Raw genomic sequence first — 19,848 nt, forward strand, 5'->3', positions numbered from 1 at the left:
AGACGGAACTCCTGGCCCAGCTGATCGAAGAGGTCGGCATTCTGGCCGCCGACCGGCGACGTGAAGAACCGACGTCCATCCCTCGCCCGTACAACCCCGCCCAGGCCGCTCACGAGCAGCCCGGTGCGCAGCCGCAACAGCACACCGCCGCTCCCCAGATGACGGGGCACCGGCAGATGCTCGCGGCCGCGATGCAGAGAGGAATGGTCCGCAGTGGCTGAGGGCCTGCAGGCTGGCCGCCTTGACGTGCCGGTCGTCGCCGACCTCGCCGGGTTCGCGCGTGAACTGCGCACCAAGGTCGAGGCGGCCGCCGAGGGCTTGGCCGTCAAGGTCAAGGTCAAGGTCGACGACAAGAACCTGCGCAAGAAGCTCGAAGCCGCCGTCAAGGAGGCGTCGAAGGGCGTCAGCGCCAAGGTCAAGATCAAGGTCGACGACCAGCGGCTCCGCGCGGAGCTGGACGGGATCGCACGGCGCATCGCAGGAACCGATGTCCGCGTACCGGTCCGGCCGGACGGCGACTCTGACAGCCACAGCCGCAGCGGGGGCCTGCTCGCAGGTGTTCGCGACCTGATCCGCGGCGCGCAGGGCGAAGCCGACCGCACCCCGGTCAACGTGCCGGTGCAGATGCGGCTCCCGCGCGGCCGGGGGTCGATGCGGATGCTCGGCATCGGCTCGCTGCTCTCCCTCGCGCAGCCCGCCGTGGCCGCGCTCACCCAGTACGGCGCCGCGCTGACCGCGCTCGTATCCGCCGCCGCACCCGCCGTGGGTGTGCTCGGCGCGATACCCGGCCTGATCGTGGCGGCCGGCACCGCGGCGATCGGCGCGAAGGTTGCCTTCGGCGGGTTCGGGGAGGCACTGAAGCAAACCCTCAAGGCTCAGCAGCAGGCCGCCAATGGCGCCAAGCTGACCAAAGCCCAGCAGGACGCGCTCAAGCAGTCCACCGACAAGCTTTCCGTCTCCGCCCGCAAGAGCGTGACCACGGTCGCCTCCCTGAGCGGCGCATGGCGCAAAATGCGCCAGTCCGTACAGGAACGCTTCTTCTCGCAGGTCGCAGACGAGATCAAGCCCCTGTCGGGCTCGGTACTGCCTCTGTTGAAGGACATGCTCGGCGACACCGCAGGCCAGATGGGCAACCTGGCCAAGCGGGGCGCACAGTTCATGCAGTCAGGCCCGTTCCGCCGCGACTTCAAGACGATCGCGTCCACGAACAGCACGGCCGTCGGGCACATGACCGATGGGCTCGCGAACCTCGGGCACGCCAGCCTCGACTTCCTGGTGGCCTCCGGCCCTTTCGTCGAACGGGTCAGCGGCGGCGCTGAGAAGTTCACGCAATGGGCGCGGGCCTCCGTCCAGGCCGGTCGCGAAACCGGATCGCTGGCGAAGTTCCTCGACCACGCCGGAGACAAGGCGTCCCAGCTCGGCCGCTCCACCTGGGACCTGGTCAAGGGCCTCGGAGGCGTCGGTAAGGCCGCCCAGGACTCCGGCAATGCGCTGCTCGACGGGTTCGAAGGCACCATGACCCGCTTCAAGCGGTGGGCGAACTCGGTCAAGGGCCAGACGTCGATGAAGCAGTTCTTCTCCGACGCCGCGCCCACCTTCCACGAGCTGAACCGGCTCGTCGGCGACTTCTTCCGGGGGCTGGGCCGGGCTGCGAAGGACAACGGCATCACCGACCTGATCCGGCAGATCAGAACCGAGCTGATGCCCGCGCTCGGCACCTTCTTCGACTCCATCGGGCACTCGATCGGGCCCGCACTGATCGGCCTCGTATCCAACCTCGCCACCGCGATCGGTAATCTCTCGGCGGCCGGCACTGGGCTCGGCGTGCTTCTGGCCGCCTTCAACGGCCTGCTGCACGCCTTCAACACGATCATGAGCGTGGTGCCGGGCGCGAACACGGCCCTGGCCGTGCTGCTCGGGACGATGCTCGCCCTCAAGGTGGTCTCCGCCGTTTCGACCGCGCTGCGCGGCTTCGGCACGTCGATCGCCACGGCGACGCGATCGGCATCGTCCCTGGGCAACGTCATGCGCGGCAGCCTCTCGGCCGGGACGATCGGTCCGCAGGCCACCATGTGGCAGCGCATGGGCACGGCTTACCGCACCGCCTCCACCGAGGGCGGTCGCCTCTCCGGCACGCTGCGCGGCATCGGCGCCGCGAACCGGGTCGCCTCCAGAACTCTCGGCGGTATGACCTCAGCGCTCGGCGGCCCACTGGGTATCGCTATGGCCGGGGTCACGATCGGGCTCGGGCTGCTCGCAGCGAAGCAGCAGGCCGCCGCCCGCGCCGCCGCCGCACACGAGGAACGCATCAGCTCCCTGGCGCAGGCCCTCGCTGACTCCCACGGGCAGATTGACGCCAACGTCAGGGCCCAGGCAGCCCAGTACCTCCAGGACGTCAAGCTCAACGACGGCAAGGGCAAGCTCGTCGACACCCTTCGCAGCGCGGACGTCAGCCTCAAGTCGGTCACCGACGCCTACCTCGACCAAGGCGGCTCCGTCGAGGGCCTGGAGAAGAAGCTGCGGACACTCGCGAAGGAGACAGAGCACTACGTCTCGATGGGCCCCAAGACAGACGTCCTGAAGATGACGCCGCAGGGCGAGAAGTACCAGGCCGCCGCCGACGCCCTCAAGGGCATGAGCGGTGAGCTGGACAAGTCGAAGACGAAGGCAAAGGAGCTGAACGAAGCGGTCAACGGGACGTCCAGTACCGGGACGTCCGCCTACGGCCGCCTCCAGGCCGCGGTGCAGGGCTACAGCGATAAGACAAAGAGCGCCGACGAGCGGACCGACAGCCTGCGCCGTGCGCTCGACGCCCTCAGCGGCAACGCGCAGTCCTTCCACGACGCGTCCGCACAGCTCAACTCCGTCATGCTCCAGATTGACGAGACGATGAAGGGCAACATCGACCGGGCCGAGGGCTGGGGCAAGGCTCTCGTCGACAGTGATGGCCTGGTCAACACCGCCTCCCGCAACGGGCAGACCCTAAACGGCCAGCTCGGCGAGCTGCGCGACTCCATGCTCGCCGTTGCCACCAGCGCCCAGCAGTCGGCCGAGCAGGGCGTGATGCCCATGTCCGAGGCGATGGACAGAGGGCAGGCCGCGATGGAGCGGGCCCGTTCGAAGGCGATCCAGCTCGCGATGGACATGGGCATCCCCAAGTCGCAAGCCAAGGCCCTCGCCGACCAGATGGGGTTCATCCCGGACACCGTGACCACGCTGATGACCACGAAGGGCATACCGGAGTCGACAGCGCAGATCCTCGGACTCCGCGGCACGCTGGAGTCGCTGAAGCCGGGCAAGTCGATCACCGTCAAGGCACCGACGGGCGAGGCCCGCAAGCAGCTTGAACTCCTCGGCTTCAAGGTGACCACGCTCCCCGGAGGGAAGAACGTCCGGGTCACCGCGCCGACGAAGGGTGCCCGCGTCGACATTGGCGCCCTGGCCGCGGACATCGCGAACGCCCCGAACCGGAAGAACGTCACGGTCACCGCGATCATCAAGAAGGCCACCGGGGACCTGACCGCCATCCGCGACAAGGTCGCGGGGCTGCCGCCCGGCAAGAAGCTGAAGATGGAAGCGCCGACCGCCACGGCGCAGAAGATGATCAAGGACCTGGGTTTCAAGGTCAAGGAACTCAAGGGCAAGAAGGTCGAGATCACCGCCCCGACCGGGTCGGCATCCTCCAACGTCGAGGCGATCCAGCGGAAGATCAACGGCCTCACCGGCAAGACCGTGCACGTCACGATCAAGTACTCCACGATCGGCAAGCCCTACGTCTCCGAACACGCCAACGGCAGCATCACGCGGTTCGCCAACGGCGGCATCCAGCGCGCCGGCAACCGCATCAAGGCGTTCGCGGCAGGAGCCGAACGGCACGTCGCGCAGGTCGCCCGGCCCGGTGAATGGCGTCTGTGGGCGGAGCCGGAGACCGGCGGCGAAGCCTACGTGCCGCTGGCTGGGTCGAAGCGGACCCGGTCAAAGCAGATCGTCGAGCAGGTAGTGCGCGAGTTCGGCGGTGTCGTCGCCTGGGCGAACGGCGCGCTGCGCCAGTACGCCGACGGCGCCGTGGCCGTCAACCGCGGCACCCGTGCTGCGGCACCCCGCGCCTCCATTCCCCAGGCCGTCAACCCCTCCCTCGTCGGTGGCGACCTCAACCTCACCATGACCGGCCGTCCCATGAGTCCAGGAGAGGCCCTGACCGGCGCCATGTTCGAGCTGCGCCGCATTCGCCGAGGAGGTGCCCATGTCGCTGGCTGAGAGCGAGTGGAGACTGTCGTACAGCGCCAATGGCGTGCATCCCGGAGCCACGTTCACGTTCGGCACGATCCGCTCCGGCTACTACCTGCTGGAGCCGTACGAGATCTCGTACGGAGATACGGACGCCGGGGACACCCCGCTGCCCCGCGCGGATGGCGTCCGCTTCGGGCAGGACTTCAAGACCGCGGCGACCATCACCTTCGAGGTCGGTGTGGACGCCGTCGACGACGCGACCACACAGCAGGGTCGGCACGGCGCGGCCCTGGACCGGTTGTCCACGTTCGGACAGGCGTGGGACGCCGAGGCACTGCGCCTTCGGTTTGCCACCCCGGCCACGCTGTCGACCACGCAGGGCGGCCGGGCCCGCCGCTTCTACGGCCGCCCCCGCAAGTGGGCGCCGGCCGCGTCCAAGCTCACCAGGCAGGGCTACACCCCTGTCGTATGCACCTTCGCCTGCCAGGACGACACCGCGTACGACGACGTCGAGCAGAGCGTCCGCGTGGACATTCAGCCACCGCCGCACCGTGGTCTCGTCGGCCCGCTGACCACGCCGCTGACGATGACTGGGGAGAGCAGCGGCAAGGTGGCGGGGGACGTCACGGTGCGCGGCACGAGAGCGACATGGCCCGTCATCACCATCTACGGGCCGATCACCCAGCCCGTGTGCGAGGTCGTCGGCCGATGGAAGGCTTCCCTCAACCTCACTCTCGGAGCGGGTGAACGGGTCGCAATCGACACCCGCCCCTGGGCCAGGACGGTGCTACGGAACGGCACCGGGTCAGTTGCCGGACTCCTCTACCGCGGAACGCCGCGACTCGAGGACATGCGCCTGCCCGTAGGCCGCCAGGACTTCGTGATGCGCGGCACGGACAGCACCGGTACCGCGTACATGACGGTGGCCTGGCGCGATGCATACGCCTACCTGTGACCGAACGAAGATCGTTCTTGCCCAATTGGGCAAGCCCCTTGCCGGGCAGCACGCGACGCAAGGCTCAAGCCACCTGAACAATCCCCGCCGGTTCGCCCAGCAAGCAGCGGAGGAAACATGGCGTGGGATTCGGTTCCGTGGTTCACCGAAGGCGGCGCGGAGCACAGCTCCGAAGTCGCGAGGCTCCTGGCGTACGCCGCATTCGGCGGCGCCGAGGGGGTGGTCGGCTCTGCAGACCTCCAGGTGAAGGCGCTCAGCACCCCCGCGGCGGCCGTCCAGATCCGCACCGGTGCCTGCGCGGTCATCAACCGCGCCCAGGGCGGTGCGTACCAGGCGTACGCTGCCCGGCTGCCTGTCGCCGACCAGGTGCCGATTGCCGCCACCGGCGTCTCGGCACGCTCCGACCTGATCGTCGCCCGTGTGGAGAACCCCTACAGCTACGGCGAGACCTGGCCGAACCCCTCCGATCCCAAGATCGGCCCGTACGTCTACACCCGTGTGATTAGCGGCGTCTCGAAGACCACGACCAACGTGCGGCAGGTCCGGAGCGGGGACTCCGCAATCGCGCTCGCCCGCATCGACATCCCGGCGAACACCACGACCGTCACCCAGGCCATGATCAAGGACCTGCGCTCGATGGTCGCGCCACGCCGCGACCGGCGGATCTACACCGCCTTCCCCAGCACCCTGTCGACGCTCACCTACTCCGACAACAAGTGGCACAACTGGCCCGGTGATCCAGCGCGGTGGGATATCGACGTCCCCGCCTGGGCGACACGCTTGAAGATCATCACCACCATCGCGGGTCTACGCATGACGAAGGCCGACGTCTACGCCTCCATGCAGAACGTGTTCGGCACGATCCAGGGTCAGAACACGGTGATCGACGACGACACCGGCAACCAGACGCGGCGCCAGACCATCGTCATCGCCGACAACATGAGCATTTCCAGCGCGCTGCGGGGCACCACCCAACGCCTCTACCTCCAGACGTACATGTCGAAAAGCGAGACCGGTGACCTGTCCGTGGACGGTTCCACGTCGATCGTCGCCGACGTGGAGTTCGTCGAGGCCCCGGACGAGGAAGAGGTCTGATGCCGGCCGGGTGGCGGTTCATCGCTCAGCGCGCCCTGCCCGAGGAAATTCTCGACTGGGAAGTCCCCTTCGCACTCAGCAGCAACCCGAAGCGCGACCTGTCCGGGCCTGGCGCGATGGCGGGCACGATCCAGCCCGAGTACGCGCGGATGCTCGGCGCGGACGGCAAGCCGATCTTGCAGGAGTGGGACACCAAGCTGTACCTGGAGATCGACGGCGTGATCCGGTGGGGCGGCGTCGTGACCAAGACGTCGTACGACGGGCCGCAGGCGAGCATCCAGTGCGAGGGCTTCTCCTGCTACCCGCAGGGCATCCCGTACGAGGACTACATGGTCTCCGGCGCCCTGATCACCCCTAAAGACCCATACGCCGGAAAAGACAAAAACCATGACGGCTGGGTTGACGGGAAGAAGGGCAAGCAGCGCGTCCCCGACCCGCCGAAACCGTACGGAGGGCCCCGGGTCGACGTGTACGACGCGTTCCGCAAGGTCTGGTCTCACGTGCAGAGCAAGCCGTACGGCAACATCGGCCTGAAGATCGACAGTCACAAGCTCGGCGAACTCCTCGGCACGAGCGACGGCCAGAACCCGTGGGAGCTGGCTTGGTGGGACAACCCGGACTGCGGGCAAACCCTCGACACCCTGACCAGCACCACGCCGTTCGACTGGATCGAGACGCACGCCTGGTCCGGGTCCGGGAACACCATCGAGCACCGACTCCGCCTCGGTACGCCGCGCCTCGGCCGCAAACGCGATGACCTCCGCTTCGCTGACGGCGAGAATCTGATCGCCATCGCCAAGCCCGAGGGAATGGGCGACGACTACGCCAACGAGGTCGTGGTCCTCGGGAAGGGCGAAGGCCGGAAGATGGCCCGCGCCCAGGTCCACCGCTACGACGGGCGACTGCGTCGCGTCGCCACGGTCACCGACAAGACGCTCTCCTCGTCCTCCTCGCTCAACACTCGCGGTCAGCAGGAATCGGCCGGCCGCACCAAGGCGCTGCAGATCCCGGCCATCCAGGTCATCGACCACCCCAACGCCCGGCTCGGCTCCTGGCAGCTCGGTGACGACATCCGCGTCCAGGTCCACGTCCCGTGGGTCGGGGACGTCGACGTGTGGCACCGGATCGTCTCCGACGAGATCAGCGCCGACGGCACCGTGGTCCTGACCCTGAAGCGCTCCGACGCCTTCCACTACTGAGGACGCGACGCAAAGCCCCCGCGCCCCGCAGCATCCCGGGCCATGGTCAACTTCCTGGACACGCAAGCGGATGCCCGGCGTTTCGCTGCCCTCTTGGACGACTACGACCGCCGCCTCAAGGCCCTCGAACGGTCCACCCAGGCCGCCCACACCTCGATCGAGGGCGGCGCCATGGACATCTACGACGGCGACGGGAACCTCAAGGGCAGCGTCGGCGTGCAGCCCGACGGCGGCGTCGCGCTCGTCCCCGTCAATACCGATCCGCCACCAACCCCCATGCCACCCACCATCGAGCCGAAGTTGGCCGGGCTGGTGGTCGGCTGGGACGGCACCTGGGACGACTCGTACGCCACTCCCACGGACTTCTCCCTGATGCAGGTCCACATCGGTGCCGTCCAGGACTTCGCCCCCGATGTGACGACGCTCGCGGGCACGATCACTGCAGTCCTGGGCGGCACTGTCACCGTGGCGGTCGAGGGCTACGACCCAGTGTGGGTACGCCTCATCGCGCAGAACACGGCCTCGATCACCGGTCCGCCGTCCGCAGCTGTGCAGGGCACCGCGCGCCAGGCCGTTTCGCAGGATCTGATCGACGGGATCATCGACGAGAAGAAGCTCGCCGAACAGGCCGTCTCCGCAGCCAAGGTGAAGCTCGGCGCGATCGGCGCCGACCAGCTTGCACTCGGTGCTGGGAACCTCGCTCCGGACCCCTCGTTCGAGGGCCCGCAGACCGCGCAGCTCATCGCCGCCCGGCCCGAGTGGACCCTCACCACACCTGGTAACAACAGCCCCACCGCCCTGTCGGTCGACAGCACGAGCACAGCCAAGGACTGGCGCAGCCTCGGCCTCGCCTACCTCAAGGCTCTGCCTGGCGAACGCCACTTCCTCGCCGTTGACTTCAGGGTGTCGGCTGACTTCAACGGCTCGGCCGCGAAGCTGTTCCTGCGGTACGACGATGCCGACGGCAAGGTCCTCGGATACGGCGTAGCCACCGCTCCCCTCGTGCTCGGCGGCCGATGGGTGCGCGCCCAGGCCCAGGTGCAAGCCCCGGCGGGGACCGTCGGCGCCTCCCTGCGCGTCGAGGCGTCGGAAGCCTCCGCAGGGCGGGCGTGGTTCGACAACGTCGAGGCCCGCACGGTCATCGCGGCCGGCATGGTCGTCGCCGGCTCGATCAGCGCTACCGAACTCGCCGTGAACTCGGTGACGGCTGAAAAGATCGTCGCGCTCGGCATCACCGCAGAGAAGATCGCGGCCTTGGCGATCACGGCGGACAAGATCGCGGCACTGTCCGTGACCGCTGACAAGCTCGCCGCGAACGCGGTGACCGCCACCAAGATCCTCGCGGGCAGTATCGACGCCACCCACATCAAGGCGGGCAGCCTCACCGCGGACCGGCTGTCCCTTGGCACCGACGGCAACATGATCGCCGACCCATCCTTCGAGAACGCCGTCACCGACGCGCGCGTCGCCGGGTCGCCCTACTGGAGCGTTGTCACCCCGGGCAACAGCACGCCGCGGGCCGTCCGAGTCGACGCGACCTCAACGACGGCGACCACCCGCACCCTCGTCCTCGCCTTGGCCCCCGCCGTGCCGGGCCAGAAGATGTTCCTGGCGGTGGACTTCTTCGCCTCGACCAACTGGGCTGGGCGCCGGATCAGCTTCTATGCCCGCTGGGAGGACGCCGCTGGAGGGCTTCTCGGCTACAGCACCGTGACGACCGGCGAGGGCGCTGTCGTCACCGGAGGCTGGCAGCGCCTCCAAGGCGTTCCGGACGAAGCCGCCCCTGCGGGCACCGTCACCGCACGCGTGACGATCTCGACCAACGAGTCCACCGCCGGCACCGTCACCTTCGACAACGCGGTGTGCCGCGTCGTGATGGCCTCCGGGTTCCCCGGGGCCCGCGCCGAGCTGTCACCGCAGGGCCTCCTCTTGTACGACGACGACGGCCAAGAGGCCGTCGCCCTCGTCAGCGGCAGGCCTAACTACCTGACGCTGGCGACCGATGGGACCCCCGTCGCCACCATCGACCAGAGCGGCAACGCCGGATTCCAGGATCTCTACGTGGCCGGTGATTTCACGATCGGCGGTGACTCCCTCACGACGATCCTCGATGCCCGACCGCGCGGCATCGTCGCCGTCGACTATCAGGCCACCAGCGTGACCACGACTGGCACGGAGATGGGATTCGTCGAACTCGCCTTCACAGCGGAGAAGGACCGGATGTACCGCGTGGTCCTCGACTGTTACGCGGACCCCTCCGTCGCCGGAGGCGAGGTGCAGATCTTCCTCCGGGATGGCGGGGCGAATGCTCCCCTCATCTCCTCTGCACAGGTCCAGTCCGCCATCTACCCCATGGCCGGGACAGGGGGTTGGCAGCGGGTACGCCTGGAGGACGTGCGGCACGGCACGCAGTGGGGAGAGGGCACCCACCGGCTCCTGATCACCTTCAAGAACGTGTCCGGGCCCTCGGGGCAGACCGTACGACTCCTCGGCGGCACCAGCTACCGAGGCGTGTTCTACATCGAAGACGTCGGTCCCATGGTCCTGGAGACCGGCGTCTACAACACGGGTGGCGCCAGCACCACGCCGCCGCCGCAGAAGTACGTCAAGACGTACTCGGCTTCCTGGTCCGGCTCGTATGCCGCCCGCGGCTCTTACAACAGCTACTACGGCAACAAGATGATGCAGGGCTACTACTCCTCCACCAACGGGATGCAAGCCTCGCTCGTTGGCTTCCCTGCGGCGATGACCAGCGACCTTTCCGGCGCGACCATCAACAAAGCCGAGATCTATCTCTACTTCGACCACTGGTACAGCAACTCCGGCGGCAAGGCCGTGATCAAGGCGCACAGCCACGCGTCCAGGCCGAGTAGCTTCTCCTCCGACTCGGAGGCCACGACCATCTCGTGGGCTAAGAATCAGGGCAAGTGGGTCGACATCACGAGCGTGTTCGACTCCACCACGTGGCGCGGCATCGCCCTGGACCCCAACAACTCGTCGATCACCTACTACGGCCGCGCTCGCGGCTACGGCGAAACCAACCCTCCGAAACTGCGCGTCACCTACACGAAGTGAGCACCCGCCATGCCATCGCGCTCCGCCCTCGTCCACGAACACGACCTGATCAGCAACCCAGTCTTCTGCGCCCGCGTCCGCATGGCCTTCACCCGCGTCGCCCGCGAAGTCCTGAGCCAGCAAGGAGACCCGGGAACCCCTGGAAACCAGCTGCGTGTCTCGCTCGCCCGCAGCGTCCTCAACCCGCCCGACCTCACCGCGCACGGCATGGCCCCGGTCATCGCCAGCGACCCCGACGTATCCACGGCCGCCGACGCCGGACGCATCGACGGCCAGGCCGACAGCGCACAGTCAGCCGTCACGGACGAACTGATCCTCGCCGCAGTGCGCAACGCGTGGGACCTGACCGCCGGAGTGAACCCCCAGAACGAGACGTAAGGCCACGCGGCCCTGCACGGTGCGCGTCGCGGGGAGCCGTGGACCGTCAGCCGTCCCGGCTCCCGCGCACCCATGACCGATCGACCGAGGGAGTGCCAGTGGATGGGCTCGTCTCGCTGGCACCCCTACTTGCTCCCCTCTTCGGGATGCTCGGTGCGCTGGGCGGCGCGTGGCTGGTGTACCGGCAGAACAAGAAGAACTCCGAAGCAACCGCCATCAAGAACCTGACCGAAGGTTTCACGAGCCTCTTGGAGCAGCAGCGCGCGTCGACGAACCAGACGATGGAGCGGATGACCACCCTCGAAGCGAAGTACGACACCCTTGAGCGCCGCGTCGAGCATCTGCAGGAGGAGCAGCGGCAGTGGCGCCGCTGGAAGGCGGCCGCGGTCGAGTACATCCACGACCTCCGCGACCTGGTCCGCGGCGCCCTTCACCGGCCAGCGCCCGAACCACCCCAGGAGATCGCTGCCGACATCGAGCGGACCGATTCTGCCGCGTAGCCCAGAGCACGACACAAGCTGTTCGGGCCGCGCACGCTCTGCCCTCCGCATCACCCATCGGAAGGGCTGAACCCTCATGTCGACGCTCGACTCCATCACCACCGGCGCCCAGGTCGGCGCCATCCTGCCTCTGCTCACCGCGATCGTGCAGCGCCCGGCTTGGTCAGCGGAGGTGAAGAAGGTGGTGGCCGTCGTCCTCGCCCTGGTCGCAGGCGTGGCTACCGTCGCCGCGTCCGGCGGCTGGGAGCAGTTCCAGCACGGCACGCTCACCTTCGCCACGATCACCGCTGTCCTCGCGGCGTCGCAGACGACGTACGACCTGGTCTGGAAGCCGAGCAAGGTCGCCCCGGCGATCGAGTCGGTGACCAGTCCGAAGGGGTCTGGACAGGCCGGATAGCGACGCGGTCGGGAACTCGCCGGGGCGCCGGCGGGTATCATCCGCACCAAGGTGGCCGCCTCGCCGCCGAACTCACTGCGTTGAGGGTTGGCTGCTGGTTCCTGGTTCTTTGGGGTTTCCCTTTCGACCGGGGTCGAACCAGCAGCCGCATGGCCCGAGACCACTGCGCGCGCACTGAGCGCTCAGGGCCGGATAGCGGTTGCTCCTGCGATGACCCGGCACACGGAGTGGGTTCGGTTGCGAGGCGGCCATCCTCTACTACGCACGGCCGCCCAGCGCGGCACACTGCGGCTTGAATGCAGCGAGCCGCCGGACCAGGAGGAACCGCAGGAATGGTCGACGCGCAGCCGCCTGCCGACGAGGTCACGGCAGAGGTCAAGCGCCTGACGGAGATGTCGCATCAGGCGTTCTTCGAGGCGTGGACGACGTTCGTACAGGGCGGGACCGATGAACGCCGGGTGTCGCGCGAAGTGCAGGCAGCGGCATTCCGCTCCCCGGAGCTGGCCAGCCGCACGCTCACCGCGGCCGACCGTGCCGCTCGCGAGTTCAAGCAGGTCGTTCAGCGACTGGAAGACGAGTCCAAGAAGAACTACCAAGCCCGCATCGTTGCCTTCCGCGGGCAGCTTCAGGAGGCCCGACAACCTGTCGTGGCCGCCGTCGAGGACCTGGCCGTGGATGAGGCTGAGTACCTGGCCCAGCTCGACGATGAGGCGTTCGCCGAGGAGTGGACCCAGTTCGTTAAGGCCGTCGCCGGTGCAGCGCGCTCCGGCCGCGATGCCGTCCAGGGACTGGCGTTCCGATCACCGGAAGTGGCTTCGCGCACTCAGGCCCTGGCCGAGCGCATGATGCGCGAACCTGCGAAGTTCCTGCCGGCCGCCGAGGGCGAGTCCCGCACGGCGCACGAGGCGCGGATTTCCCAGCTCCGGTCCCGGCTGGAGGCGGAGCTCCGATTCCTCCAGTACACGCTGAACTACATGGTGGCGCGGTGGGGCCGGATGCCGGCCGCGCCGAACTACCGTCTCCAGGCCATGCGGCTGCTCGCCGAGAAGTACTCCGAGGAGTTCTCGCAGTTGCGCAACGCGGTGCGCGAGGATGCGCAGAAGGCGCGCGACGAGGTGCGCCGAGAGCGGCGCTCGGAGCGGCAGAACCAGGAGCGGTCGGCGAGCTGAGGAGCAACCGAACGATGGGCGCGCCTGCACAAGGCGCGCCCTTCTTCATGTCCTCCCGCGCCTTCACCGCGGTGGCGCGTCGGACGCGTACGCGCGTCGTTTCCACTCGGCGGCGCGTCAAGGGAGGCGCATCGGGTGGCGCGCGAGAAGGCGCGCCCGTCGAATGCGCAGGTCAGCGGGTGGCGCGCCCCTGAGTAGCGCGCGCCCGGGGGCGCGGGGCGCGCCGCAGGACGGCTCGTTACCGGCGAGCGAGGGGCGTCGTGGGGCGCGCCTTCGAGGCGCGGGCGCGCCCCGGGGTGGCGCGCGCGTACGGTGGCGCGCTCCGCTTGGGTGGCGCGTGGCGCGCTCGGCCTGCTACGAGAGGCGCGCCACGTCTTTGCCTGGCGCGCCTCTCGCGCGCGCGAGGGGCGCGCTCCTCAGCACGGGGAAGGCGCGCCTGCGCGGTGGCTGGTTCGTGCGGGCGCGCCTTCGGGAGGTGACGTGACGTGCTGTGGCGGGCGCGCCCCATCCCGGTCTTCGGCCGGATCAGGCGCGCGCTGGGCGCGTCACCTCACGTCACCTCACGCGGCGGTGAGGAGGTCGGTGTAGAGCGTCGCGAACATGGCGGCGATCTTGAGTTCCGGCTTGCCCGCGAGGCGGTAAGCGTTGGCGATGTCGCGCTCGCCTCGCTCCTCCAGCAAGCCGATCACCACGGGGCGGTTCTCGATGACGTACGAGCGCAGCTTCGTCATCGGCGGCGGCGTCCCTTCGCTACGGGGGTCGGAGATCGCCTCCAGGTGTTCGTCCATCGTCATGCCCAGGATGCGCGCCTGGATCTCCGCTTCGGTGAGCAGTACGGCCATGACCTTGTTGACTCCCTTCGACGGGGCGGGGCGCGGTCGGGGCAGGTCCTGCGGCTCCTCGGCTTCGCTGACGTCCTCGGGCTCCTCGGGGACGTGCGGCTCGGTGGCCGGGTCCGGGGGCGGCGGCGGAGTGCCCTCGCCGATCCGGTCCGGTTCGTCGCCGCCGGTGTGGCTGGTCTCCTCCTTGTTGCCGGGCTGGCGGGACGAGGTGTCGGTGGGGCTCTTCTCGCCTTGGCCGTCCTCCGCCTGCTCGGCCTTGGTCTTGAGGTGGTCGAGGGACTTGGTGATCAGGTCGTCGGCGCTCATCACGCCCCACCCGGTGTCCGTCTTCACCTCATTGAGGGTGCGGCGGCCGTGTTCCTCGCGCAGCTCGCGCAGAGCGTTCTCCGGGTCGGTGGGGTGCATGAGAGCGTCCCGGATGAGCTTGGCGGCCTGCTCGCCGGTCAGCGCCGGGGCCGGGCGTGCGGCCTGTCGTACAGCGGGCTGCTGCGGCTGCTGGCCCGATTCCTGCAAGGTGGCGTCGGGACGGAGTTCGGAGGTGGAGCGGGACTCGGTGGCGTCCTGGAGACCGAGGCGGCGCAGCAGGGTGTCCACGGTGAAGTCGTGGAAGCGCTGACTCTCGCCGGGCTTGATGTCCATGTGCAGGGTGCGCACGCCGGTGAGCCACGCTTCGCCGATGGCATGGAGGTCCACGATCGCGTCGACGGCGGCGGGCAGGTTCTTCTCCGCCTTGACCTTCCGGGTGGTGTTCCTCGTGGGCTTGTCGTTCTCGAAGGCGGTGACGATCTCCGTGCGGGCGAGCAGCAGGCACGGGCCCTGGTGGCGGCGGAGCAGCCACAGGATTTCACCCCAGCGGTCCTTGGCGCGGTTCCACAGGTCGGAGTCGATGACGACCGGGTCGTCGAGGGTGGGGATGCGGGACCGGTTTCGCTGCGCTTTCGCGATGGCGCGGTTGCGGGCGTACATGGCGATCTCGTCGCAGAGCATGTCCCACAGGGAGGTCATGGAGTCGATGACCAGCATGTTCGGCTTGCCGTCGACGCGGAGTTGGTGGTTCACCCAGCGGATCGCGTCAAGGATGTCCTGGAAAGAGCCGTCGTGCGTGACAATCTCGTAGGCGGCGCCGGGAACGCGGCCGTAGTAGTCGGCGGAGCCCTCGGTACCACCGACCTCGATCCAGTAGGTCGTGCCGATCAGCTCGGAGCCGGAGCCGCGGGCGGCCTCGTAGCTCTTGCCGGACTTTTCCGGACCGGTGAGCAGGATGATCGGCGGGTTGGGCTTGCCGGTGGGCTTCCGGCTCTTGCGGGTGCGCTGGGGCGCGATGATTCCAGCCACGGAACTTGGGCCTTTCGCTTCGGGTCTTCCGGGTTGCTCTCCCGGATGCTGCGGCGTTCAGGGCCTTAACTTCGCGCCCTGACGCGCGCTGTATTATTTTAGCGGTTCCTGGCTGAGAATCAATCCGCTTGGAGCAGGTCGGACACCGGATTATCGACGGCCGGACCAGCGTCCTCGCGGTGAGGCCGGTGCCAGTGGTCCAGGACCCGCGCGTCACCTTCGGCGCCGTCGAACGCTGTGGCCGGCGCGCTCCGCCATACGCGCACTGGTCTTCATGGAGGGGTCCGATCGTGCCAGCGGCGGGCACCCCGGTGAGGGGCGCCCGCCGCGAGTCGTGCGAGGTGCGGAGGGTCAGGATGCCTGAGCTGTCTCGTTACTGGCCGCAAGGCCGTCCATGTCTACGCCGTCGCCACGCCTCTCCTGCTCCTCGGCGCGGTAGCGGGAGTCGAAGCGCGGGCCGACGTTCTTCCGGCCGTTCTGCGGGCTCTGTCCCAGCCGACGTCCGAGCTGAGTGGGGTTGAGATCCCCGCGGGGGCCGAAGCGATGTTCCTCGTTGGCTTCCCTGGCGGCCTTGTAGATCGCGTACAGCTCCTCTTCGGAGACGACCTGCACGGGCTCGATCTTCGCCGTCTCCTGCGGTTCTGCCGGTGACGACATCGCCTCTTCGTCCCGCTGCTCCACCGCCGGGGCCTCCGGCTTCTCCAGCGAGACCGGGGCGGGCGCGGAAGCGTGGGGCTGAGCGGGGGCCTTCGTCGCCGGGCGCGGTACGACGACGGCCTTCCGCTGCTGCTGTGGCACGGCCGTGGGGGCGGCGGTGTCGAGCAAAGCGCCGGTGCCGTCGGCGTCGACCCAGTCGGAGCCCGCGCCCCGTGCACGGACGAACCCAGATATGTGCAGACCGAAGGACCCACCGAGCGGCACCATCGCGGCGACAGCGCCGCCGATGACGTACACGACCATCTCGTTCTGGGCCATGACGGACGGGGCGCGGCCGGCACTGAACCATTCCGACAGCGCTACCACGGCGTGCCCGACGTTGGCGGCGATGGAGATCAGCAGCAGGAACGCGAAGATGCACCACAGCGACCAGTAGTAGCGGCCCTCCGTGCCGTCGGGCTTGCGCTTCCGAATGGAGGTGACCGCCCCGGCGTTGAAGGCGAGGAGCAGTTCGAGCGAACCGGCCATCGCCCCGGCGGCGAACCCGGGGAAGCCGATGAGTGTTCCGGCCCAGTGGAGTTGGTAGAGGGAGGCGAGCATCATCCCGAAGCCCGCGGCTGCGGCTCCGATCCGGATGTTGCGGTGCCAATCTCGCAACTCCCGCTCGCCCTGCGTAATGGCGCGAATGGTAGGCAACTTGGGCAAGACACGTCCCTTTCGTTCGGGTCTTCCCGAGGGACCTATGCTCGTCGGTCCTCGGGTTGCCCAAACGATATAGCGTCGGCCCGCTGTCGCGCTGCTCTTGTTCCGTCCGCACCCTCCATCACCGGTTGCGGGCGGGCGGGTTCACCAATCGAGCGCCTTGCGCGGGGCGCGGCGGTCCGGGCCGACGACCTTCGCCAGGTAGGCGCGGTCCTCGATCCGCGACAGCAGCCGTTCACCGAGGATGGTCGCGATCCCGTCGCGCTTGAGGTTGGTGGAGAAGGCCGTCGGGCGGCCGGAGGCGAGCCGGGAGCCGACAAGGTCAGTCGTCTCGCGTCGCACGAACTCGGTCTGTACGCCGTCCATTTCGCCGCACAGCTCATCCAGGATCAGCAGGTCCGGATCTTCGACGTGTCGCTTCCTGATCTCGTAGCGGCTCAGGCCGTCGGGGCCGCCGTCGGGACGCCGCCAGGTCAGGTACGTGGAGTGCTGCACGAGCCGAACGAGCAGGCCCCGGTTCGCGGCTTCGTTGCCGAGCGCGGCAACCATCGTGGTCTTTCCAGAGCCGATGTTCCCGGACACGATGAAGTGCATTGCGCTGGGTCGGGCCTTCTTCCTCTTGGCCTCGATGAGCGAGTCGAGCCAGCCGCCCAGCGCCTGGGGGCGCTGGTAGTCGTCGAGGTCGGCGAACCGCCACTTCAGGTAGTCGTCATGGTCGGCGGCCTTCATGCTGTTGGTCCACGCGAGGGCGCGGGCGTTGGCCTTGGGCACGGAAACGTCCTCCCACAGTTCAAGGTCATCTTCTTGGTCGGGCATGGCAGGTATGCCGAGTTGAGAGAGGTCGGCGCCTCCTCGTCGCAGGGTCGCCAGCAGACGGCCGGTGACCTCGAACAGTCGCTTCGGTTCCCGCTCGGGGATGAAGCGTTCTGCTGTCATGGCACTCACCGCTCGTTCTCCTCTTCGTGTCAGGCCGGGACGATGCCGAACTCGGCGTCTTCGTCGATGTCTTCGGTGACGGTCGGGGTCGAAGGACCTGCCGAGCCATGGATGCCCCAGGTCGCTGCGTCGCTGTAGGGGGCGGGCCGTCCGCCGTACTGGGCGGGCATCGGCTTGTTGTTCCGCTCGTCGCTCAGGGCGCGTTGGAACTGGTGCGCCGTCGGGAAGTGGACGCCGGTGCGCTGGAACGCCTTGGCTACCTGCTTCTGCGTGTACTGCGCGTCCAGGGCCTGTTCGCTGAGCTTGACGAGTCCGAAGTACCACCCGGACTTCTTGCTGCCCGCGTACGGGCCGAGGTGCTGCTTGGCATGGTCGTAGTACCAGCCTGCGACCTCCTGAGCAGGAGTCTTCTCCTTCGGCGCCTGCTCCTCTTCAACCGGCGTCGCAACTGGGGCCGGGGCCTTCGCCTCGTGTTCAGCCTTCTTCCGCGCGGCGGAGCGGGCGGCGGCCGGCGGGGTGGCTCGCCGTTCCTTCTTCTCCGGCTGCGGGGCGGGCTCTTCGGCGCTTGCGTCCGACTCGGGCGCGGCGGGCTCGGGAGCATCCAGGTTGGACGCGAAGCCATCGGTGCCCAAGCTGCCGTCGGCGTAACGGACGCAGAAAGAGCCGCCCTTTTGCTCGACGACGGGGATGTCCAGCTTGTTGCCGAAAATGACATAGTCCTTGGCCCACTGCTCTACGGGGTACTCGCTGACGGCGGCGCCCATGCCCGTCGTGCCGTCGAGGAAGCGGCGTCGCTCAAGGCGGTAGTAGCCGTTCGCGGCGAGTTCGTGGAGGGCCTTGCGCACGGCATCGCGCCCCTCGCGCCCTTCGCCGCGTGAAAGCTGCTCGGAGCGGACGTTCCAGCTGTCGGACTGGTCGAGGCAGAAGGTCAGCACGCCAAGGGCGCGGTAGCTGAGACGGGTGTCGCGGGCGGTGCTGGATTCAATCTGGACGAAAAGGTGGCGGCGGTTGCGGCGCAGCGCGTTGCGGTTGGTCACGCTGCTGCCTCGTTCGCCGTCTCGTGCTGCAGGCGGAAGTGGGTGTGCCAGGTCTTGCGGCCGTGGGAGCCCATCTCGTACACGCGCCGGGACTCGACCATGCCCGCCTCTCGCAGTTCGGAGAGCGGTTCGCGGGCCTGGTGGTTGGTCAGGCTGCACGCGTCGGCGGCGTCCTGGACGGTGACCCAGTCCTGGCCGAACAGGACGAGGTAGCAGTACAGGCGAAAGGCGCGGTCGGAGAGCTTTCCGCCGAGCGCGGGGGCGATGTCAACGGTTCTGCTGGACAAGGTGGGGTCCTTGGGGGAGGGGCCCGGCTGCCGAGGAGCAGCCGGGCCGGTCGTTCGACAGCGCGCGGGCTACTGCTGCTCGGGCTCGCGGGCGGGAGTGGCGGGGAGCATGGGCACACCGCGCAGCAGACTGTCGAGCTCTCCCTTGTGGAACGCCTCCATGACGGCCTCCTGGCCGCCGTCCTTCCAGCGCAGGGACACGGAGCCGGTCGGCTTGCCGCCGGGGATGCGGATGATGCCGGGGATCAACTCGCCGGTGAGCCTGTCGACGATGGCGTCTGTCGCCTTGTCGTACTTGGCGCGCTTGAGCATCGCGTCCTGGAACGCGGGCCGGGCGCGGATGATGACCTCGACCTCGCCCCTGTCTTCGGCGAAGGCGGTGAACGCCTCCTCGTCGCCAACTGCGTACTTGTCCTTGGAGATGGCCACCGTGTGGGTGGCGACAGCCATGCCGTCGACCTTGGCGTCGATGGACTTCGTGCTGCTCTCGGGGTTGTCGTAGGCGGCGAGGAGCGGACCCTTCACAGCGGCGATCTTCTCGTCGATCGCGGGGACGACCTGGTCTTTGAACAGCTTGGCGAAGACCGAGAGGAGTGCGGCGTCCCCCAAGGACAGGGCGGGCTCCGGCGTCTGGTCGACGTCGTCGTACGACATGCGGGTCCTTTCTCACCCAAGGCGTAGCCCAGGGCTTTTCGGGTCTGTCCTGGGCGGGGTGCAGAGGGCGTCGCCTGTAAGTACGTCGATCGGCGAAATCTGTGACACCTAGGCCCAGGCAGCTGGGTTGCTCTCCCAGCCACAATGAATAGTACAGCACGCGTCGGCTGGTGTCTGTGCTCGCACGGGAACTCACCGATCACGGCACATCACCCGCCCTGATGCCGGACTGACGTCGCGACACAAAGCTGCCGCGCCCCCTACGTTCCGCTCGGCCCTGCCGCCCTTGGTGACGTCACCAGGAGCGGCTGGCCCCGGTGTCGCCCCATCCGGAACGAAGGCGCCACCGGCCCGGCGGCGGGAGCAGCCCGGCCATGACGGCCTGCCCCGCTTGCGAGGC

Annotated in this window: 15 protein-coding genes; 9 read left to right on the forward strand and 6 right to left on the reverse strand. The window is 68.4% G+C overall.

What is annotated here, in order from left to right; all coding sequences use genetic code 11:
• Positions 1-213 precede the first annotated feature (213 nt).
• The 9 genes from J7E89_RS04505 to J7E89_RS04545 all read left to right on the forward strand — a co-directional run bounded on the left by J7E89_RS04505 (position 214) and on the right by J7E89_RS04545 (position 12,998).
• Entirely contained in the window at positions 214-4,257 is a 4,044-nt protein-coding gene (locus tag J7E89_RS04505; protein WP_214968619.1) for a hypothetical protein, read from the forward strand.
• Positions 4,244-5,185: a hypothetical protein gene (locus tag J7E89_RS04510; RefSeq protein ID WP_214968621.1), complete on the forward strand. Its 942-nt coding sequence runs from the start codon at positions 4,244-4,246 to the stop codon at positions 5,183-5,185. The genes J7E89_RS04505 and J7E89_RS04510 overlap by 14 nt, the downstream gene beginning before the upstream one ends.
• 117 nt (positions 5,186-5,302) lie before the next feature.
• Positions 5,303-6,280 (forward strand): hypothetical protein, encoded by a 978-nt coding sequence (locus J7E89_RS04515; protein ID WP_214968623.1) that lies wholly within the window; start codon positions 5,303-5,305, stop codon positions 6,278-6,280.
• The gene (locus J7E89_RS04520) at positions 6,280-7,479 is read left to right on the forward strand and encodes a hypothetical protein (protein ID WP_214968625.1); all 1,200 of its coding nucleotides are present in this window, start codon (positions 6,280-6,282) and stop codon (positions 7,477-7,479) included. Before J7E89_RS04515 ends, J7E89_RS04520 begins: the two co-directional genes overlap by 1 nt.
• Positions 7,480-7,521: 42 nt before the next feature.
• On the forward strand, positions 7,522-10,554 hold the full coding sequence (locus tag J7E89_RS04525) for a hypothetical protein (RefSeq protein WP_214968628.1): 3,033 nt from the start codon (positions 7,522-7,524) through the stop codon (positions 10,552-10,554).
• Positions 10,555-10,563: 9 nt separating this feature from the next.
• Entirely contained in the window at positions 10,564-10,932 is a 369-nt protein-coding gene (locus tag J7E89_RS04530; RefSeq protein ID WP_214968630.1) for a hypothetical protein, read from the forward strand.
• Between the two features lie 98 nt (positions 10,933-11,030).
• Positions 11,031-11,432 (forward strand): hypothetical protein, encoded by a 402-nt coding sequence (locus J7E89_RS04535; protein WP_214968632.1) that lies wholly within the window; start codon positions 11,031-11,033, stop codon positions 11,430-11,432.
• 76 nt (positions 11,433-11,508) lie between these two features.
• Complete coding sequence (locus J7E89_RS04540) at positions 11,509-11,829, forward strand: hypothetical protein (RefSeq protein ID WP_214968635.1); 321 nt, start codon at positions 11,509-11,511, stop codon at positions 11,827-11,829.
• 332 nt (positions 11,830-12,161) lie between these two features.
• Positions 12,162-12,998 carry a hypothetical protein gene (locus tag J7E89_RS04545; protein WP_214968637.1) on the forward strand — a complete coding sequence of 279 codons (837 nt, stop codon included), beginning with the start codon at positions 12,162-12,164 and terminating at the stop codon, positions 12,996-12,998.
• 560 nt (positions 12,999-13,558) lie between these two features.
• Here J7E89_RS04545 and J7E89_RS04550 read toward each other — a convergent pair.
• The 6 genes from J7E89_RS04550 to J7E89_RS04575 all read right to left on the reverse strand — a co-directional run bounded on the left by J7E89_RS04550 (position 13,559) and on the right by J7E89_RS04575 (position 19,448).
• Positions 13,559-15,175, reverse strand: coding sequence for an ATP-binding protein (locus J7E89_RS04550; RefSeq protein WP_214968639.1), 1,617 nt, complete (start codon positions 15,173-15,175; stop codon positions 13,559-13,561).
• 351 nt (positions 15,176-15,526) lie between these two features.
• Complete coding sequence (locus J7E89_RS04555) at positions 15,527-16,537, reverse strand: spore coat CotO family protein (RefSeq protein WP_214968642.1); 1,011 nt, start codon at positions 16,535-16,537, stop codon at positions 15,527-15,529.
• Between the two features lie 141 nt (positions 16,538-16,678).
• On the reverse strand, positions 16,679-17,479 hold the full coding sequence (locus J7E89_RS04560) for a hypothetical protein (RefSeq protein ID WP_214968645.1): 801 nt from the start codon (positions 17,477-17,479) through the stop codon (positions 16,679-16,681).
• A 20-nt stretch (positions 17,480-17,499) separates the two neighbouring features.
• Positions 17,500-18,507 (reverse strand): hypothetical protein, encoded by a 1,008-nt coding sequence (locus J7E89_RS04565; RefSeq protein WP_214968647.1) that lies wholly within the window; start codon positions 18,505-18,507, stop codon positions 17,500-17,502.
• On the reverse strand, positions 18,504-18,794 hold the full coding sequence (locus J7E89_RS04570; protein ID WP_214968650.1) for a hypothetical protein: 291 nt from the start codon (positions 18,792-18,794) through the stop codon (positions 18,504-18,506). Before J7E89_RS04570 ends, J7E89_RS04565 begins: the two co-directional genes overlap by 4 nt.
• A gap of 69 nt (positions 18,795-18,863) precedes the next feature.
• Entirely contained in the window at positions 18,864-19,448 is a 585-nt protein-coding gene (locus J7E89_RS04575; RefSeq protein ID WP_214968652.1) for a hypothetical protein, read from the reverse strand.
• Positions 19,449-19,848 lie beyond the last annotated feature (400 nt).

Source organism: Streptomyces sp. ISL-100 (assembly GCF_018614615.1).
Classification (GTDB): Bacteria; Actinomycetota; Actinomycetes; order Streptomycetales; family Streptomycetaceae; genus Streptomyces.